This is a genomic window from bacterium (assembly GCA_029210965.1).
In the GTDB taxonomy this organism is placed as follows: Bacteria; BMS3Abin14; BMS3Abin14; order BMS3Abin14; family BMS3Abin14; genus JALHUC01.
In genome coordinates this window covers 1-15,644 of the sequence record JARGFZ010000051.1, presented here as the reverse complement: position 1 = coordinate 15,644, position 15,644 = coordinate 1, and the positions used below count along the sequence as shown (strand labels likewise).

The 15,644-nt window shown below is 53.5% G+C and carries 16 protein-coding genes; 10 read left to right on the top strand and 6 right to left on the bottom strand.

Annotated elements, in window-relative coordinates; all coding sequences use genetic code 11:
• Nucleotides 1–71: 71 nt before the first annotated feature.
• On the bottom strand, nucleotides 72–1,598 hold the full coding sequence (locus tag P1S59_13125) for a YifB family Mg chelatase-like AAA ATPase (GenBank protein MDF1527184.1): 1,527 nt from the start codon (nucleotides 1,596–1,598) through the stop codon (nucleotides 72–74).
• Nucleotides 1,599–2,296: 698 nt separating this feature from the next.
• Here P1S59_13125 and P1S59_13120 point away from each other — a divergent pair.
• The 10 genes from P1S59_13120 (at nucleotide 2,297) to P1S59_13075 (ending at nucleotide 10,296) form a co-directional block, all read left to right on the top strand.
• Nucleotides 2,297–2,566 carry a hypothetical protein gene (locus P1S59_13120; protein ID MDF1527183.1) on the top strand — a complete coding sequence of 90 codons (270 nt, stop codon included), beginning with the start codon at nucleotides 2,297–2,299 and terminating at the stop codon, nucleotides 2,564–2,566.
• A gap of 78 nt (nucleotides 2,567–2,644) precedes the next feature.
• A complete protein-coding gene (locus P1S59_13115) occupies nucleotides 2,645–3,049 on the top strand; it encodes a response regulator (GenBank protein MDF1527182.1) in 405 nt (134 codons plus the stop codon).
• Between the two features lie 39 nt (nucleotides 3,050–3,088).
• Nucleotides 3,089–3,349 (top strand): hypothetical protein, encoded by a 261-nt coding sequence (locus tag P1S59_13110; GenBank protein ID MDF1527181.1) that lies wholly within the window; start codon nucleotides 3,089–3,091, stop codon nucleotides 3,347–3,349.
• A gap of 106 nt (nucleotides 3,350–3,455) precedes the next feature.
• Nucleotides 3,456–3,659 carry a hypothetical protein gene (locus tag P1S59_13105; protein MDF1527180.1) on the top strand — a complete coding sequence of 68 codons (204 nt, stop codon included), beginning with the start codon at nucleotides 3,456–3,458 and terminating at the stop codon, nucleotides 3,657–3,659.
• Between the two features lie 93 nt (nucleotides 3,660–3,752).
• Nucleotides 3,753–4,274, top strand: coding sequence for a cytochrome c3 family protein (locus P1S59_13100; GenBank protein MDF1527179.1), 522 nt, complete (start codon nucleotides 3,753–3,755; stop codon nucleotides 4,272–4,274).
• A 216-nt stretch (nucleotides 4,275–4,490) separates the two neighbouring features.
• On the top strand, nucleotides 4,491–5,432 hold the full coding sequence (locus P1S59_13095) for a 4Fe-4S dicluster domain-containing protein (protein ID MDF1527178.1): 942 nt from the start codon (nucleotides 4,491–4,493) through the stop codon (nucleotides 5,430–5,432).
• Nucleotides 5,429–6,775 carry a polysulfide reductase gene (locus tag P1S59_13090; protein MDF1527177.1) on the top strand — a complete coding sequence of 449 codons (1,347 nt, stop codon included), beginning with the start codon at nucleotides 5,429–5,431 and terminating at the stop codon, nucleotides 6,773–6,775. Before P1S59_13095 ends, P1S59_13090 begins: the two co-directional genes overlap by 4 nt.
• Before the next feature lie 81 nt (nucleotides 6,776–6,856).
• Entirely contained in the window at nucleotides 6,857–7,699 is an 843-nt protein-coding gene (locus P1S59_13085) for a HAMP domain-containing protein (GenBank protein MDF1527176.1), read from the top strand.
• Nucleotides 7,700–7,782: 83 nt separating this feature from the next.
• Complete coding sequence (locus P1S59_13080) at nucleotides 7,783–8,310, top strand: menaquinol oxidoreductase (GenBank protein ID MDF1527175.1); 528 nt, start codon at nucleotides 7,783–7,785, stop codon at nucleotides 8,308–8,310.
• A 435-nt stretch (nucleotides 8,311–8,745) separates the two neighbouring features.
• Nucleotides 8,746–10,296: a histidine kinase dimerization/phospho-acceptor domain-containing protein gene (locus P1S59_13075; GenBank protein MDF1527174.1), complete on the top strand. Its 1,551-nt coding sequence runs from the start codon at nucleotides 8,746–8,748 to the stop codon at nucleotides 10,294–10,296.
• A gap of 197 nt (nucleotides 10,297–10,493) precedes the next feature.
• Here the strand turns inward: P1S59_13075 and P1S59_13070 are convergent, their stop codons facing one another.
• The 5 genes from P1S59_13070 to trmD all read right to left on the bottom strand — a co-directional run bounded on the left by P1S59_13070 (nucleotide 10,494) and on the right by trmD (nucleotide 15,254).
• Nucleotides 10,494–11,912, bottom strand: a complete 1,419-nt coding sequence (locus tag P1S59_13070; protein ID MDF1527173.1) for a sigma-54 dependent transcriptional regulator — start codon at nucleotides 11,910–11,912, stop codon at nucleotides 10,494–10,496.
• Nucleotides 11,913–12,491: 579 nt separating this feature from the next.
• Nucleotides 12,492–12,965: a YraN family protein gene (locus P1S59_13065; protein ID MDF1527172.1), complete on the bottom strand. Its 474-nt coding sequence runs from the start codon at nucleotides 12,963–12,965 to the stop codon at nucleotides 12,492–12,494.
• A gap of 123 nt (nucleotides 12,966–13,088) precedes the next feature.
• Complete coding sequence (locus P1S59_13060) at nucleotides 13,089–13,700, bottom strand: ribonuclease HII (GenBank protein ID MDF1527171.1); 612 nt, start codon at nucleotides 13,698–13,700, stop codon at nucleotides 13,089–13,091.
• 126 nt (nucleotides 13,701–13,826) lie between these two features.
• A complete protein-coding gene (gene rplS, locus P1S59_13055) occupies nucleotides 13,827–14,180 on the bottom strand; it encodes a 50S ribosomal protein L19 (protein MDF1527170.1) in 354 nt (117 codons plus the stop codon).
• A gap of 327 nt (nucleotides 14,181–14,507) precedes the next feature.
• Nucleotides 14,508–15,254, bottom strand: coding sequence for a tRNA (guanosine(37)-N1)-methyltransferase TrmD (gene trmD, locus P1S59_13050; protein ID MDF1527169.1), 747 nt, complete (start codon nucleotides 15,252–15,254; stop codon nucleotides 14,508–14,510).
• Between the last annotated feature and the right edge of the window lie 390 nt (nucleotides 15,255–15,644).

Below are 15,644 nucleotides of genomic sequence, written 5' to 3'. Positions count from 1 at the left end.
AATTACGAAACAGGAAAAGCGCGTCTTCCGACAAACCAGCTAGCAGCGTGCGCAGGTTTCCCGACACGCTGCTAGACATTCAATATCGGACCGTCGAGGACGGGACGATATTGTAGAGCCTCTGCCAGATGTTCCGGGGTTGGAAACTCCTCCCCGGAAAGGTCCGCAATTGTCCGCGCCACACGCAGGACCCTGTGGTAGCCGCGGGCTGTAAGACCCAGATTTTTCACCGCTCTTTCCATGATGGCCCTGTGGTCCTCGCCGATGGGACACACTTCCCTCAGGTGATCCGGGCCCAGGTTTGTGTTCAGGAGCACAGTTCCGGTTCTGGACCGTGCCGCCTGTATCCCCCTCCCAGCCAGGACCCTTTTCCGTACTTTATCTGTTGTTTCTCCTGAGCCGGTACCGGTTATCATCTCCAGTCCGAGGGCCCTCACCTGGACCACGAGATCGATCCTGTCCATGAGGGGGCCCGATATGCGCCGGCGATAGCGGGACACGGCCGATGGGGGGCAGGAGCAGGGTCTCGTTTCGTGTCCAAGATATCCGCATGGGCATGGATTGGTAGTTCCTATCAGCAGAAACCGGGCGGGGAAGGTCACGGATCGGGCCGCCCTGGCCACGACGATCTTCCCGTCCTCCAGGGGCTGGCGCAGAGTTTCCAGGGTGGAACGTTTGAACTCCGACATTTCATCCAGGAAGAGAATACCCCGATGTGCAAGGGTCACCTCCCCGGGTCTCGGGTTGGTGCCCCCTCCTGCCAGCCCAACGTTGGAAATCGTGTGGTGGGGAGCGCGGAAGGAGGGCGTGGTTATTACCCCGTCCCCCGTCGATAGGTGTCCGGCGATACTGTGAATAGCTGTCACCTCAATGGATTCTTCAGGGGTCAATTCCGGGAGCAGGCCTGGCATTCTCTTTGCCAGCATGGTCTTTCCTGAGCCGGGGGGCCCGGACAGCAGAAGGTTGTGCCCGCCCGTCGCAGCGATGGTAAGAGCCCTTTTGGCCATCTCCTGGCCCGCAATTTCGCTGAGATCCAGGACTGTGTCCGGATTCCGGACAAAGGGAGGGATCACAGCTTCCAGTTCCCGTCGGCCTCTGAGGTATTCGGTTATCTCGGACAGATGAGTGGCTGGCAGCGGAGTGCAGCCTGTTACAAGGGAAGCTTCAGAGGCCATCTCCCTGGGCAGGATCATACCGGTGATCCCGGTTTTTCTTGCCAGCAGAGCCGCCGGGAAAGCGGCTTCTCTCCCCACAATATCACCGGTGAGAGACAGCTCCCCCATGACCATGTAACCGTCGAGGGCGTTAGAGGGGAAGGCCCTGAGGGCCGCCAGGATCCCCAGTGCGATTGGCAGGTCGAACCGGCTTCCTTCCTTCTTCAGGTCGGCAGGGGCCAGGTTCACCGTGACCCTCGAAGGAGGAAGTTCGTATCCGGAGTTCCTCAATGCGGCCAGGACCCGTTCACGGCTTTCTCTGATGGCTGTGTCCCCCATCCCGACGATGGTCAGGCCCGGTAATCCTCCCGCTAAGTCCAGCTCAACATGGACGGGGATAGCCTCCAGCCCCTTGATGGTGCACGAAAGAACTGTGGAAACCATGATGAAATCCTCCTTTTTAACCCGGCCCCTGAAGATTTGATTTACAAGGAGAACATTGCAATCAAAAGGCCAAAGGAGGATTTCAAGTACCTGGTACCTGGTCCTGGTTCCTGGAAAGGTCTTGGACCTGGACCTGGTGCCTGGAAAAATTCTTTCCAGGACTAAGACCAAAACTGCAACCAGGTCCAGGACTTGGTCCAGAGATTAGTCGCTGTACTTATTTTTTATTCAATTGGTGAGGAGGTTTTACCAAAGTATCTGTTTTATAGGCCATGAATATGTATTTTGTAACATACTGAATTTGCAGACTAAATAATCCTTTCTAAATGGTTTTCACTATCTTGAATCTTGAATCTTGAATCTTGAATCCTGGTTTCCCCCTTGTTCTTCCAACTGTATATTAATTAAGAGCACCCCTCACCTTTCAATAAAAACCCTTATTTTACAGTGACTTACCTTGTTTAAGCTAATGCTTCCGCTATTTTTTGGGTATGTATCGCATATTTTACCCATACCATTCTACAAGTAAATTGATAGGCAATGGCATTTCGCCACACATAAAAACTGTTTAATATCAAATGCTTAATGTTTATTCATCCATATCCGTCTTTTGGCACGTCTGATGCTTTATGAGGGGTGTAAAGCGAAGCGTTCCCATGAGGGGAATAGAGGAAACAGGGTAAGAGGAGGTTACTGTCATGAAAGCATATACAGGCAGGCTGATGATCCTGAAGAGGAGGGTAACTTCTGCGCTTATCCCTCTTCTGTTCACCGCGACCCTGGCATCGGCGGACACAACTGGCGCAAATGGTGCTGGCGGACTTAGCCCGCTAACCATGATCTTTCTCGGGCTGCTGGCCGCGATAATTCTGCTCCAGTTGATTCCGGCGTTGATCCTGTTCAGTTCGATGGTTGTTGCGGTGTTCAAGCGCTCCGGCAAAAAGGCTGAGGCTGTAAGCAGCGAATAGGCCTTAAAGGGTCGTGAACCTCAAAGGAGGCTTACGACCTCAGGCGGAAGCTGAAGGTTGAAGGGGAGGGTTGAAGCCATGCCATTGCTTCTCATTGCTGACGAGGATGTTCAGGCCCGTGACAATATGATCCAGCTGTTCGGGGAGACGGACTACCAGGTTGTGGCAGCCAATTCTGTGGACGTTGTCATGAGGGATGTCATCAAAAAGGAGGCCCAGGTCGTCCTGCTTGGCAACGCCTTCGATAATATACCGGCGGGAGAACTTATCCCGCTCCTCAAGAAGTGCAATCAGAAACTCACCATTATTTTTGTTTCCAATGAGGAGTCACTTCCTCTTCTGATAAAGCTCAGGGGCGAGGGTGTTTTCTACCATGCCCTCAAACCGGCTGCCGGGGAGGACAGGGAAGAGCTGCTCCAGGCTGTAAAGTGTGCCTTCGAGAACGTTACCGGGCAATCGAAAGCATCCGGTACCGCCAAGTAGGCCTTTGCCCCGATAGTGGGGGAATTAAAGGAGATTGTCATGAAATCAATAAGAACGTTAGCGGCAACGGCAGGGATCATCCTGCTTACGGTCCACCAGGCATGGGCGGTGGATACGACACAGACCTACCAGAGCGGGATAATGGTCCTCTTGTTCCTGGGGGTCTGTGCCCTCATTATCGTTGCCCAGATGGTTCCGGCGCTCCTCCTGATGCTGGGCACCGTTTCTGCCTTCGCGAAAAAAATAAGGGGTAAAAGGAGGGTCGCGGTGACGAACACGGGACAGGAGATCGGCGACTGACAGCCACAGACAATGAATGAAAATTGCTCTGTTTAAGGCGCACCCTGCTTTGTTTACCTGAGAAATATTTTAATGGTGCTCCGGGCGCCGGAAAGGAGAAACACCGATGCTGGACCTGGTAAGACAGTTTTTCAGCTCTACGGGCGATGTGGTTAAGGTCTACACCCTGGTTGATTTCTATAACTACATCAAGGCTGTTGAGTACCTGATCTGTGTGGCCTTCTTTGCCACCTTCCCTCTGTTTTACAAGCACATTATAAAAACGCCCTCCGAACGGGAAAAGGACGCGCTGAGAAGGTCGGGGGAGTGAACGGATGAGAACAACCGACACAGTATGGTCACACCGGTTAATAAACGGTTCTAAGCGGTGCACCGGAATGGCCTATCGAACAGGAGGAAGACCATGAAACCGTTCAAAATTTTAGCCTTCATCGTATTGGTGCTGGCGGCCAGTCTCCCCCTATCCGGTCAGGCGAGGAACCTGGAACTTCCGGATACTGTAATGCTGGACCAGTTAGTCCATCTGTACGAGGGGGCTGAGTTTGACCATGAGTACCACACGGAGATCGTGGATGACTGCACCGGGTGCCATCATCACTCAGTGGGCATCCCCACTACCAATGGGAAGTGCGCAAAGTGCCATAGTTCAGAAGATGTGCTCGATAACGTGGCTTGCGTGGATTGTCATGCAGTAGAACCTTTCTCGGCCGATTACCTGAGTAAGAAGGAGGCCGACAAGGACGCCTATCACCAGGACATACCTGGCCTGAAGGCCGCCTATCACCTCAACTGTTTAAACTGTCATATAGAGGCTGGGGGCCCTGAGGGATGTGAGGATTGCCATGAGCGAACCGAACTCGGGAACGCCTTCTACCGCTCAGGCAGCTATGCGCCGAAGGGCGACAAACCGGGGTCAGCTCACTGAGCTCAGGGAATGGCGTTCAAATGCGACGACTTCGCAAAAAGCCACCTACGCGCCCTGTGTGGGGAGCCCAAATCAATGACTGGCGATGTAAGTCATTGATTTGTGAGGAAAGCGGAAATGACATTTTTCGCTTTCCGTGGAGCAAAAAGCCGCGTATGGACTTTTTGCGACCCTAACAAACGAAGAAATGACACATTTTAGATCTGGAGGTCGCCGATGGAAAAGATAACCCGAAGAAAGTTTATTTCGGTGAGCCTGGGAGGGGCTGCGGCTGGAGCCTTCGTTTTATCGGGCAAGGCCCAGGGTGCAGGTAACTTTACAGGGTATCCGGAAGGCATGGGGGTTCTCGTGGACCTGACCCGCTGCATCGGCTGCAGAACGTGTGAGGCCGCCTGCAACAGAGAGCAGGGTCTGCCGGAGCCAGCGCTGCCCTTTGACGACACTTCTGTTTTTGACCAGGAGTTTCACGGGGGACAGAAGCGCAGGACTGACGAGAACGCCTTTACGGTGGTCAACAGGTATGACCAGGCAGAGGGAGGACCTGTTTACAGGAAGATCCAGTGTAACCATTGCAACGAGCCCGCATGCCTAACCTCTTGCTTTGTCAACGCATACACCAAGACGAAAGAGGGGGCTGTGATCTACAACTCGAAGGTTTGCGTGGGATGCAGGATGTGTATGACTGCATGCCCCTTCCGTATCCCTGCCTATGCCTATTCGAGTGCCACCAACCCGGTGATCCGCAAGTGTATCTTCTGCTACGACACCCGTCTCAAGTACGGAAAGCCGCCAGCCTGCATCGATGCCTGTCCCCAGGGGGTCTTGACCTTCGGGCACAGGAAGAACCTGGTTAAGATCGCTCATGAACGGATAAGAGCAAACTCCGACCTCTATGTTGATTATGTCTATGGTGAGGATGAAGTGGGCGGGACGGCCTGGATGTACCTTTCGGGTGTACCCTTTGAAGAAGTGGACTTCGATGTAACCATGCAGAAGAAGCCCATTTTGAACAACGCCCAGGACTTTCTTTCCCAGGTCCCCATGGTGCTTGCCATCTGGCCGGCCCTGTTCCTGGGTTTTCATCGCCTGTCCACAAGAGGTGAGGAGGACGGGGATGAAAACAGTAACCTTTCCAACAGAGAGGAGTCGCAGTCATGAGGTCCCTGGTCAATAACGGTTATCAGCCTGTAGATTCCCCGGTTGACGAAGGCACCAAAAGACACTGGGGCTTTGTGGAAAAACTCCTCCTGGGCCTGACACCCCGGGAGTACCTGAGTCAGGCGATGAAAAACCCCTTAAACTGGGTTCTCGGAGTGCTCTTCGCCGTGGGTTTTCCTGTCATTATCTACCGATTTGTCTTCGGACTAGGGGCTGTAACTCACTCCTCGAACGATTATCCCTGGGGGTTGTTCCTCGGTTTCGGCCTCTTTGTGATGGTCCCCCTTTCCGCTTCCGGCTTCCTTCTCGGGACCACCGTTGAGCTGTTCGGGCGTAAGGATTTCAAACCCATCGAACGCCTCGGTCTGCTCAACGGGCTCCTGGGTTACTTTTTCGCTGTCATCTATCTGCTCATGGACCTGGGGCAGCCTTGGCGCCTGCCCTATCCCATGGTGGTCGCGTGGGGTACAGCCGCCGTTCTTTTCCTGGTTGGATGGCATGTAGCGGTGTATCTCACGGTTCAGATAGTGGAGGTATCTGAAGCTTTCTTCGAGTGGGTCCACTGGCCCATGGCCAAAATATTCATCAAGCGCATTACCATCGGCCTGACAATCGCAGGGATCATCCTGTCCACACTGCACCAGGGTGCGCTGGGAGCCCTCTTCACCTATGCTCCCAGCAAGGTTCACCCTCTCTGGTACTCTCAGGAGTTCCTGTGGATATTCTTTTTCACATCCAGTATCTACGCTGGACTGTGCATGCTCATCGCGGTGAGCACCGTGGTCAAGAAAACCATGGCCTGGAGGTGCAGCGATGAGTGGTTGAAAAAACTCGATAGCCAGACAATCGGGCTTGCCAGGGGCGCCAGTATGGCCCTCATAACCTATTTCGTGATCAAGGTGGTAGGAATAGCCCATGACAACGAGTGGGCTTATCTGGCCACCGGGTGGGGACAGTGGTACATCCTGGAGCTGGCAGTGGGCGTGATTTTGCCACTGGTGGTTCTTGGTTATGGCATAAGGTCAGAGCGAGTCGGGATCGTTCGCCTCGGGGCTTTTATTGCCGTTGCAGGTATCGTTTTGAACCGTCTCAACACCGCACTTGTCACCTTTAACTGGAACCTTTACCCGGAGATCCCCCACCTGCTCGAGACGATCATTGCAGTCACCGTTTTTGGGCTATATATTGCTACCTATCGATTCATTCTGTACCGGCTGCCCATCGTCTATGCGTGGAACCCGCTGCCGCTTGAGGTGCGGGAGAAAGCGACGGAAACAGCTGCGGTTCCCGGGACTCTTGGTCAGCATTCAGCCGCGTTCTCAGATGTGAGCCTGCTCGATTAAGAGAGGGTGTGAAGGCCCCGGCAGCCGGACGTTTCTGGATGTTTCTGGAATCGCCGGGGCCTTCGACGAAAGGAAAAAGCGATGTTCAGAAAGTTTGCCACCAGGGAGATCGTAAATGTGGCTGGGGTGGTGACCGGTTTTACCATCGTCTGCTGCATCCTCCTTTATACTTTCGTCAAGGCTGATATGAAGGAGGATTCCATTCGTTATGAAGTTGCCCTGGCGGATACGATCCTGAGATCCATGAAGTACGAGATGATCGTTTCTGACCGAGGCGCTCTCCAGCAGATCATCAGCGACATAAGCAAGCAGGAAAGGGTCAGGTACGCCCGTATCTTCAACTGCAGCGGCGTGATCAGTTTTTCCAGCGACAAGGAGGAAACTGGAAGAAAAGTCGACCGGCAATCGGAAGCCTGCAAAAAGTGCCACCGTGGATCAAAACCGGTTAGCAGCCTCGATCCCATGGAGCGCGCCAGTGTCCACGTCAGCGAGAGTGGCGAAAGGATCATGTCCCTGATGACTCCCATTTACAACGAGGCTGCCTGTTCCACCGCGGAGTGCCACTACCACCCCCCTGATAAATTAATGCTGGGGGGGATGGATTTCGGGCTTTCCCAGGAGCAGTTGGAGCATTCACTGTCAAGGCTACGGTTGCGTATGATCATATTTTGCGTCATGATTCTCATATTGACCGTCGCGGGGGTGACCGCTCTACTGTGGCGGGGAGTGATGCAGCCCCTGGGTGAACTTGTGGACTTTGCCAGCCAATGTTATGAGGGGAAACATGAGGATGATCCTCCTATCGGGAGCAGTGAGATCAGCCATATTGGCGAGATACTGCAAAAACTCGCAGTGGACAAGTCGATTTTATCGGCCAAAGCCAAAAAGGAGGACGATCCGGCTGAGGGTGACCAGGGAGGATAGCAGGTTAAAGCTGTGTAGAGATATAATCCGGGGGGCAGATTCAAACCATGTGGGCGGTTTGATCAGAAGTGAGACAACTGGCCATGAGTGACGATCGAGTCGATGCCCCCCGGGCATCTAACGATAAAAGTAAAAATGCAGACACCACCTCTTCGGAGGCTCAGGAGAGAATTCGCAACCTGAGAGCCCGGGCCAGGATGGGGGCATGGGGGCTGGCCGCCTTTGTGATCGTCAGCGTCCTCTCCATCCCCGACAGCTACCTTCTGCCGGCCCTGTCAGAGTCAATCCGCCGCTTTCTCGGCTCCCCCCCACCTTCGAATCTCATCAGTGTTGCACTTGCTGTATACGCCTTTTCAGCTCTGACCCTCATCCTTGCCCGGATCGCCCAGGGTTCAGGCACCTATAAAGGGTGGTCCCACCTGTTCTACATCAGTGCCTTTTACATCTTCTTTGGTTTTGCCGGGACCCTGAGGGATACCTACTGGGCTGTCTTCCTGTCAGGGCTTCTCATCATGGGGCTGGAGAACTACCTTGTGAGGACCTTCATTTCGGAGGAAGTAAAGAAAGAAGAAAGGAATTTGGAGAAAGACAAATTAAGAGGCAGGGTCTAGCCTAGAACCTGGTGTGGGAATGCAGTACGCCCCCCCACCGGGCTCAGGACACAGAACACAGAACGCAGGAGAGGAAAAGGCGACTCCTTTAAATACGGCAAGAGCTGGTTACCGCAAAGGACGCAAAGTTTCGCGAAGTTTAAAACTTAAATCCGGGGAAAGAGCATTTGCATTAAAACTCAAAGGATTCCCCTGAACTTTGGCCTTGCCCTGCCTGTCCAGAGCTTGTCGAGGGACGGTGCAGTCTGGGAATGGCTGCGCTGCGTACCCTGCGGTTAGTTAGCTTTTGATCTTATTCTGCGTTCTACGTTCTGTGTTCTGCATTCTTATACTTAGTGTATACTTACACCAAAAACCGTAGAATTGATCCACTCCCGAGCAGTACCTGGCTGCAGGGATCTCTGACACCCAAAGCGGCAAAAAAGGGGATTACGAATGCGTCTTGGCCTGATGATCAAATTCTCCATCATCAGCGCAATGGTTCTCCTGTTCACCATGAGTGTCTTCATCCTGTTTAATATCGCCGCCTTAAAAACGGCGTTCATGGATGTTTACACCACCGATGTGGACAACCTGAGCGAAACGATCATCGCCACCACCAATCATGCCATGCTGGCAGGAGATGTTGACGAAGCCTACCAGCTCATGGAGAGGGCAGGCATGCAGGAGAACATCAGGAATATTCGCCTTATTGACAAGCAGGGTGTCATCCGGTTCTCCCTGCACAAAGACGAGATCGAAACCTTTGTGGATTTCAGCAAGGATACAAGCTGCGACATGTGCCACTTCGAGGGCAAGCCCAGGGTCCAGGCTTCCACCATGGACAGAAGGCGGGTTTTCCCTGATGAAAAAGGGGCGGAGGTCCTGGGGGTCACCAGGGGGATCTACAACGATCCTTCATGCTCTCAGCCGTCATGCCATTATCATCCGGCCGATGTAAACCTGCTCGGGGTCCTTGATATAGTCGTAACCACAGAGAATGTCATGGCCCAGATCACCAGGTACCGCAACAATGTTCTCGTGGAGCTGGTCTTCCTCCTGATCGCGCTGTTGCTTTGTCTCAATCTGCTAACACAAAAACTCATTACACAACCGGTCAACACCCTGCTGGATCACACCAGGGCGCTGTCACGTGGGGAGTGGCGATTTATAGAAAATACGACAAATGACGAATTCGGGGAGTTGGCCGACTCCTTCAACGAGATGACCAGCAACCTCAAAAAGGCGAAGGAAGATCGGGAAAAATGGGCTGCCACCCTCGAGAGCAGGGTTGAAGAACGGACCCAGCAGATACGGGAGATGCAGTCGGTGATCATCCGTTCAGAGAAGTTGGCCTCCCTGGGAGAACTTGCTGCGGGCATTGCTCATGAATTGAACAACCCCCTTACAGGAATTGTTCTGCACGCTTCTATCATCGAGGACAGTCCTGAACTGCCGCCCGGGCTGAAGGAGGATCTTCACACGATCACCTGGGAAGCGGACCGCTGCGCCAGGATCGTCAAGAACCTTCTCGATTTTTCGCGCAAGACTGAGCCCATGAAAGCCATGAACAACATTAATAATACCCTTGACCGGGCCCTGGGCCTCGTGGAAAACCTGGCCACCTTCCAGAACATTCAGATAATCAAGGAATACTCGGAAAACCTCCCGGACCTGCTCATTGATCCCGGACAAATGGAGCAGGTCTTTGTCAATATGTTCGTCAACGCCAGCCAGGCCATGGAGAACGGGGACCGGCTGATCCTCTGGACGGGGATGAGCGCTGGAGGCGAGGAAATGCATATCCGGGTGGAGGACACGGGGCAGGGCATCCGTGAGGAGGATCTCGGTCGTATCTTTGATCCCTTTTTCAGTACCAAAGGGGCCAAGGGAACTGGTCTGGGACTTTCAGTGTCCTACGGGATCATCGAGGGGCACGGTGGTACCATTGCGGTCCACAGCGAGCTGGGGAAGGGGACGGTGTTTACGATCACAATCCCGGTTTAGGAAGCTGCGGGATTGTGATCGTAGAACGCAGCACGCAGCACGCAGGAGAAGAGCAAAATCTTTTTTGACAGGATCAACAGGATTTTGAGAAATATCAGAAATTTCTAACAACTATAATATGGACTCGGACTCGGACTCGGGTTCGGACTCGGGCTCTGGAATTTACCGATCACCGATCACGGATTACTGATCACCAATCACGGCACTACGCCTCGATACTTCAGTGAAATCCCCTGTTTTTTCAGTAGTGACTGGAAATTGGGACGGAGCATGCCCACCTCATCCGCAGCCCTGGTGACGTTCCAGTTATTGCGTTCCAGAGCTGCCAGGAGAAAGGCCTGCTCCAGGGGTTTGACCGCATCCTCCCGCAGTTTCTTCTTCATCCACTTCAACTCTTCCGCGCTCTCGGGAACACGGATGTTGATGTAGTCCGATTCCGTGTCGGTGCATGTATTGACTTCCAGATCTTCCGCCTGGATGAGCCGGTCCTTGGTGAGGACCACGGCTCTTTCGATGAGGTTTTCAAGTTCCCTGACGTTTCCTGGGAAAGAGTAGCTCCTGAGGAGGGATATGGCCCCGGGAGCCAGTCCCTGAATATCCTTGCCGATCTCTTTGGCGTATTTTTTCAGGAAGTGGCTGATCAGCAGGGACAGGTCGTCCTCTCGTTCGCAAAGAGGGGGCAGTTCGATGGGAACGATGTTGAGACGGTAGACGAGGTCTTCTCTGAACGATCCTTCGGCCACCATTTCCCTGAGATCCCTGTTCGTTGCCGCTATCAGGCGGATGTCGATGGGTATTGAAGTAGTGCCTCCGATGGGAGTGATGGTTCTCTCCTGCAGGACCCGCAGCAGTTTCGCCTGGATGGCCGGAGTGATGTTGGATACTTCATCCAGGAAAAGGGTTCCACCGTCAGCCACTTTAAACAGCCCCGTTTTAGTCTGCACAGCTCCTGTGAAGGAGCCTTTCACGTGGCCGAACAGCTCGCTTTCAAGAAGGGTCTCCACCAGGGTGGTACAGTCGATTGCGATGAACGGTTTACTGCGGCGCGGACTCAAATGGTGGATCGCCTTTGCTACCAGTTCCTTTCCGGTTCCGCTATCCCCCGTGATGAGGACGGTGCTGTCAGTGGGCGCCACCTGGTCTATCCGCATGAAGACCTTTTTCATGGCCGGGCTATTGCCGATGATGTTGGCACCTTCGATCTCCTCACTCAGGTGCCTCGCAGGGGATTGTTCTTCAAGGAGGAAGGCCCTGTACTCAAGCGCTTTATCCACCTTTGCAAGGAGTTGCTTTGGTGTGAACGGTTTGGGAAGATAATCGAAGGCGCCTATCTTCATCACATCTACGGCGTTTTCCACCGTAGAGTAACCGGTGATGAAGATCACCGGGACGTTGGGTTGAAGGATGGAGATGGCCTTCAAGACCTCCATCCCGTCCATTCCGGGCATTTTGAGGTCCGTTATGACGAGTTCAAATTCGCTGGCCTGCAGCTTTTCGACGGCTGAATAGCCGTTGTGGCTTAATTCTGTCTCGTACCCTTCTCCCACGAGAACCTTGTGAAGACCATCCCTGATGGTTTTCTCATCATCGACAATGAGAATTTTGGCCCCTGTCATCCGTCCCCTCCCTCAAAAGCGCCCACCGGTACCTTTGGATATCCTCAGGCAGACCCCGCTCGTTGAAAAAGGTTTAAAGTGTCAGGGTAGCCTGCGAATCAGATCCTCATAAAATGGTGGCCTTCTCTATGTGAAATATTAGCACAAATAGGTCGGATGTGGGGTTAAAATAAAAGGAAAATGTATAAATAATTTAATTAGGCGGTGAGGAAAACAGTGCGAAGTGCTTGGCGGGGGGTGCGTTTGGGGCAGGAGCCAGGGAAAAGCATCGGACGCGGGGACACGGAGAAACGGGGACGCGGGGGAAACCTGAAACTTGAAACCTGCATCCCGGAATATGTGACACTGCAGCGCCGAAGGTGTCCAGGTAGCCAAGTGTCGAAGTTTCGAGGTTAACTCCAAAATCACTGGATTCCGGGCGAAGACCCGGAATCCAGTTGCTATAGAAACGATGTTTTTCACCACTGAGCTAGGGAGCAAATCGGAGGAGGACTCAAAGATAGGCAAACCTTTGAGATCTGAGATCTGAGATTAACACCACGCCCCCCTTTTTCCCTCGCTATGTCCCCCGTCCCCGTGTCACCGTGTTAAACGGTTTTTTTTGGTCTTGCCTCCGGGCCTGGGTTGCCGGCGTATCCATGCTTTCAGGCGCATGCCGCGCACAGGGCGTTCATCTGTTGTGCTAAAAGCGCCGATATAATGCCTGATTCGGCCTCTGAAGGGACCACCGGATCGCACGGAGATGATATCGAACCGGCTGCATGCCCTGCTCTTGCCTCGCACCGTCAGAAAATAGCGCGCCGCGTCTATCATATGGGCCAGTTTAACGTCGTTGATAGAATCGATGGGATCCACGAGGGCCCCCTCCTGCCGCGTCCGCACCTCCACGAAGACGGTGACTCCCTTTTTCAGGGCCACGATGTCGATCTCTCCCAGGCGGCACAGGTAGTTCCGCTCAAGGATGCGGTAGCCCCGGAGCAGGAGATATAGAGTTGCCTCGCGCTCTCCCCGGGCGCCTGTACGGAGGTGCGGAGCTTTTCGTTTCCAGAACATGGGTGGGGAAATGCATAAAATAGACCAATAAGCTCGTAAAGCGTGTGTCCGTAGAGCGTGATTGCGTAAGATCGGGATGATTCAACGCACATACTCACGCACGCATGCACGCACACACGAGCGTCACTTACAGTACTCCTTCACTCCCGCAAAAGACCGTCTATGGATCGGGCACGGGCCGTGCTTTGCGATGGCATCCATGTGTTCCCGGGTACCGTAGCCCTTGTGCCTGGCAAATCCGTACCGGGGGTACTCTTCGTGGTATCGTATCATCAGCCGATCACGCTGGACCTTGGCGAGGATGGAGGCGGCGCCGATGGATTGGGAGAGGCCGTCGCCTTTTGTAAGAGCCCTGGAGTGGGAGTTAACGAAAGGGGTATGAGAGCCGTCTACAAGGATCATCTCCGGGGTGTTGGAAAGGTTCCGGACCGCCTCCACCATCGCTTTGAATGTGGCCTGGAGAATATTTATCCTGTCTATGACCTGGCTTTCGATGCTTGATACGTGCCAGGCCAAGGCCACCGACAGGATCTCCTCGAAAAGCTTCTCCCGGCGGGCGGGAGAGATCTTCTTGCTGTCCATGGTGTCGGGAAGGTTGTTTTCCGATGGCAGGATGACTGCAGCGGCGAAAACGGGCCCCGCAAGGGGCCCGCGTCCTGCTTCGTCCACTCCAGCGATGAGAGAGTAACCGGACTTCCGGAGTTGGTCGTCAATGGTGGAAGCTTGGAAGAGCATGAGTGCAGATTAGCGAATATGGAAGTGGGAAGGAAGAATTTATATAGCGGAAAAGGTGTTATTCCTCCTCCATCTCCCTCGACCAGGCTCGGGACCCTGAGCTTGTCGAAGGGCTTCCCTATTCCCCTAATACTGATCCTTCTCTTTGATCCTGGCTTTCTTACCTCTCAATGCCCTGAGGTAATACAGCTTGCTGCGGCGGACCTTTCCGAGTCGGGTCACCTCAACCTTGTCCATCTTGGGGGAGTGTATGGGGAAGACCCTTTCCACGCCCATACCGGCTGTGACCTTCCGGACTGTAATGGTGGACCTGAGCCCCGCCCTATTGCGTGCGATGACGACCCCCTCGAAGATCTGGATCCTCTCCTTCTCGCCCTCAATGATCCTGTAATGGACTTTCACAGTGGATCCGATAGGCGTATCGGGGACATCCCGCTTCATGTGTTCCTTTTCGTACATTTCTACGATGTTAATACCCATGAGGCTCTCCTTTGCAGTTAATTCAATATTCAATATTGATAAAGTCGCAAAAAGTCCAATCCGGGACTTTTCGCTCCACGGAAAGGGAAAAGCGTCGTTTTCCCTTTCCTTACAAATCAATGACTTACGGAGTGAGTCAATGATTTGGGCGCCCCGCGCGGGGCGCATTGATGGACTTTTTGCGAGTCCATCAATATTCAAAAGAGTAAGCTAACAGTTTTTGATGTTAATTGTACTTTCTACATCCTGCATTCTACATCCAATTTTTCACCGAAAAAAGAATTATAAATGAAAAATTTTTGTTGGCAAGGAAAAAAGAGGCTGTATTTATGCTTCTTCGTCGGAAATTTGCCCGAATTTTGCTTTTTCCAGGAATTTCTGGTCCTCCTCCGTGAGGTCGGCCGTTTCCAGGAGGTCGGGTCGCTTCTGAAGGGTGCGAAGGAGGGACTGCTCCCGGCGCCAACGGGCAACGCGACCGTGATCTCCTGAAAGGAGGATGTCAGGCACTTGCTGGCCCATGAACTCGGGGGGGCGGGTGTATTGTGGATATTCAAGAAGTCCGTCAGCAAAGCTTTCGTCTGTTGCGGACTCCCCGTCCCCCAGCACTCCTGGGATGAACCGGGCCACCGCGTCGATGATGGCCAGGGCCGCGAACTCCCCGCCCGTAAGGATAAAGTCGCCGAGGCTGACTTCCCGGACCGGGATCAGGTCGCGGACTCTGTCATCGATACCTTCATACCGGCCGCAGAGAAGGGCCAGGTCGCTGTGAGAGGCCAGGTCCCTGGCCATGGCGTGATCGAACCGTTCACCCTGTGGGGTAAGGAGTAGCAGAGGCGAACCTTCCGGTAGTGAGAGGGACTGGACTGCCCCGTAGATGGGTTCCAGTTTCATGACCATCCCCGGGCCGCCGCCGTAGGGATAATCGTCCACCGTATTGTGCTTGTTGGTGGCGTAATCCCGAATGTCTATCGCGTTTAGACTGATGACCCTTTTTTCCAGAGCTTTGCCCAGGATGCTGCCTGAGGCGGCACTGGTGATGATTCCAGGGAATATGGTGAGAACGTGGAAGTTCATTTGTGCTCCATGAACCATGAACCGTGATCCGTGATCCGTGATCCGTCATCCGTGAACTGTGAACCGTGAACCGTGAATGCGATCCAAGATCCTAGAACACAGGCAGCCATCACGCTCGTTCGTCATGTCGTTGGTTTGACTCACTAGAGGCACAGGGAACGCAGAGAAAGTAAAATCAAATCTTTGGCTTTATCTAAATAAAGTATTTTGCCCTTCCCTGCGAACTCTACGGCTCTGTGAGAGACAGGTTTTAAACGCTTTTGAAGCTACCGCTCTTTCCCCAGACTTAAGTTTCTCTCAGTGTCCTCAGTAACTCTTCTATGAGTAGGCCGGTCCTGTCAACGGGAAACTGGTCTATTGCCGACATCGGAAGCCCTTGCTTACACCCTG

Excerpts from the sequence above, each read along its gene's own strand:
- P1S59_13125 (MDF1527184.1), bottom strand. The coding sequence starts at position 1,598 with ATGGTTTCCACAGTTCTTTCGTGCACCATCAAGGGGCTGGAGGCTATC.
- P1S59_13120 (MDF1527183.1), top strand. The coding sequence starts at position 2,297 with ATGAAAGCATATACAGGCAGGCTGATGATCCTGAAGAGGAGGGTAACT.
- P1S59_13115 (MDF1527182.1), top strand. The coding sequence starts at position 2,645 with ATGCCATTGCTTCTCATTGCTGACGAGGATGTTCAGGCCCGTGACAAT.
- P1S59_13110 (MDF1527181.1), top strand. The coding sequence starts at position 3,089 with ATGAAATCAATAAGAACGTTAGCGGCAACGGCAGGGATCATCCTGCTT.
- P1S59_13105 (MDF1527180.1), top strand. The coding sequence starts at position 3,456 with ATGCTGGACCTGGTAAGACAGTTTTTCAGCTCTACGGGCGATGTGGTT.
- P1S59_13100 (MDF1527179.1), top strand. The coding sequence starts at position 3,753 with ATGAAACCGTTCAAAATTTTAGCCTTCATCGTATTGGTGCTGGCGGCC.
- P1S59_13095 (MDF1527178.1), top strand. The coding sequence starts at position 4,491 with ATGGAAAAGATAACCCGAAGAAAGTTTATTTCGGTGAGCCTGGGAGGG.
- P1S59_13090 (MDF1527177.1), top strand. The coding sequence starts at position 5,429 with ATGAGGTCCCTGGTCAATAACGGTTATCAGCCTGTAGATTCCCCGGTT.
- P1S59_13085 (MDF1527176.1), top strand. The coding sequence starts at position 6,857 with ATGTTCAGAAAGTTTGCCACCAGGGAGATCGTAAATGTGGCTGGGGTG.
- P1S59_13080 (MDF1527175.1), top strand. The coding sequence starts at position 7,783 with ATGAGTGACGATCGAGTCGATGCCCCCCGGGCATCTAACGATAAAAGT.
- P1S59_13075 (MDF1527174.1), top strand. The coding sequence starts at position 8,746 with ATGCGTCTTGGCCTGATGATCAAATTCTCCATCATCAGCGCAATGGTT.
- P1S59_13070 (MDF1527173.1), bottom strand. The coding sequence starts at position 11,912 with ATGACAGGGGCCAAAATTCTCATTGTCGATGATGAGAAAACCATCAGG.
- P1S59_13065 (MDF1527172.1), bottom strand. The coding sequence starts at position 12,965 with ATGTTCTGGAAACGAAAAGCTCCGCACCTCCGTACAGGCGCCCGGGGA.
- P1S59_13060 (MDF1527171.1), bottom strand. The coding sequence starts at position 13,700 with ATGCTCTTCCAAGCTTCCACCATTGACGACCAACTCCGGAAGTCCGGT.
- rplS (MDF1527170.1), bottom strand. The coding sequence starts at position 14,180 with ATGGGTATTAACATCGTAGAAATGTACGAAAAGGAACACATGAAGCGG.
- trmD (MDF1527169.1), bottom strand. The coding sequence starts at position 15,254 with ATGAACTTCCACGTTCTCACCATATTCCCTGGAATCATCACCAGTGCC.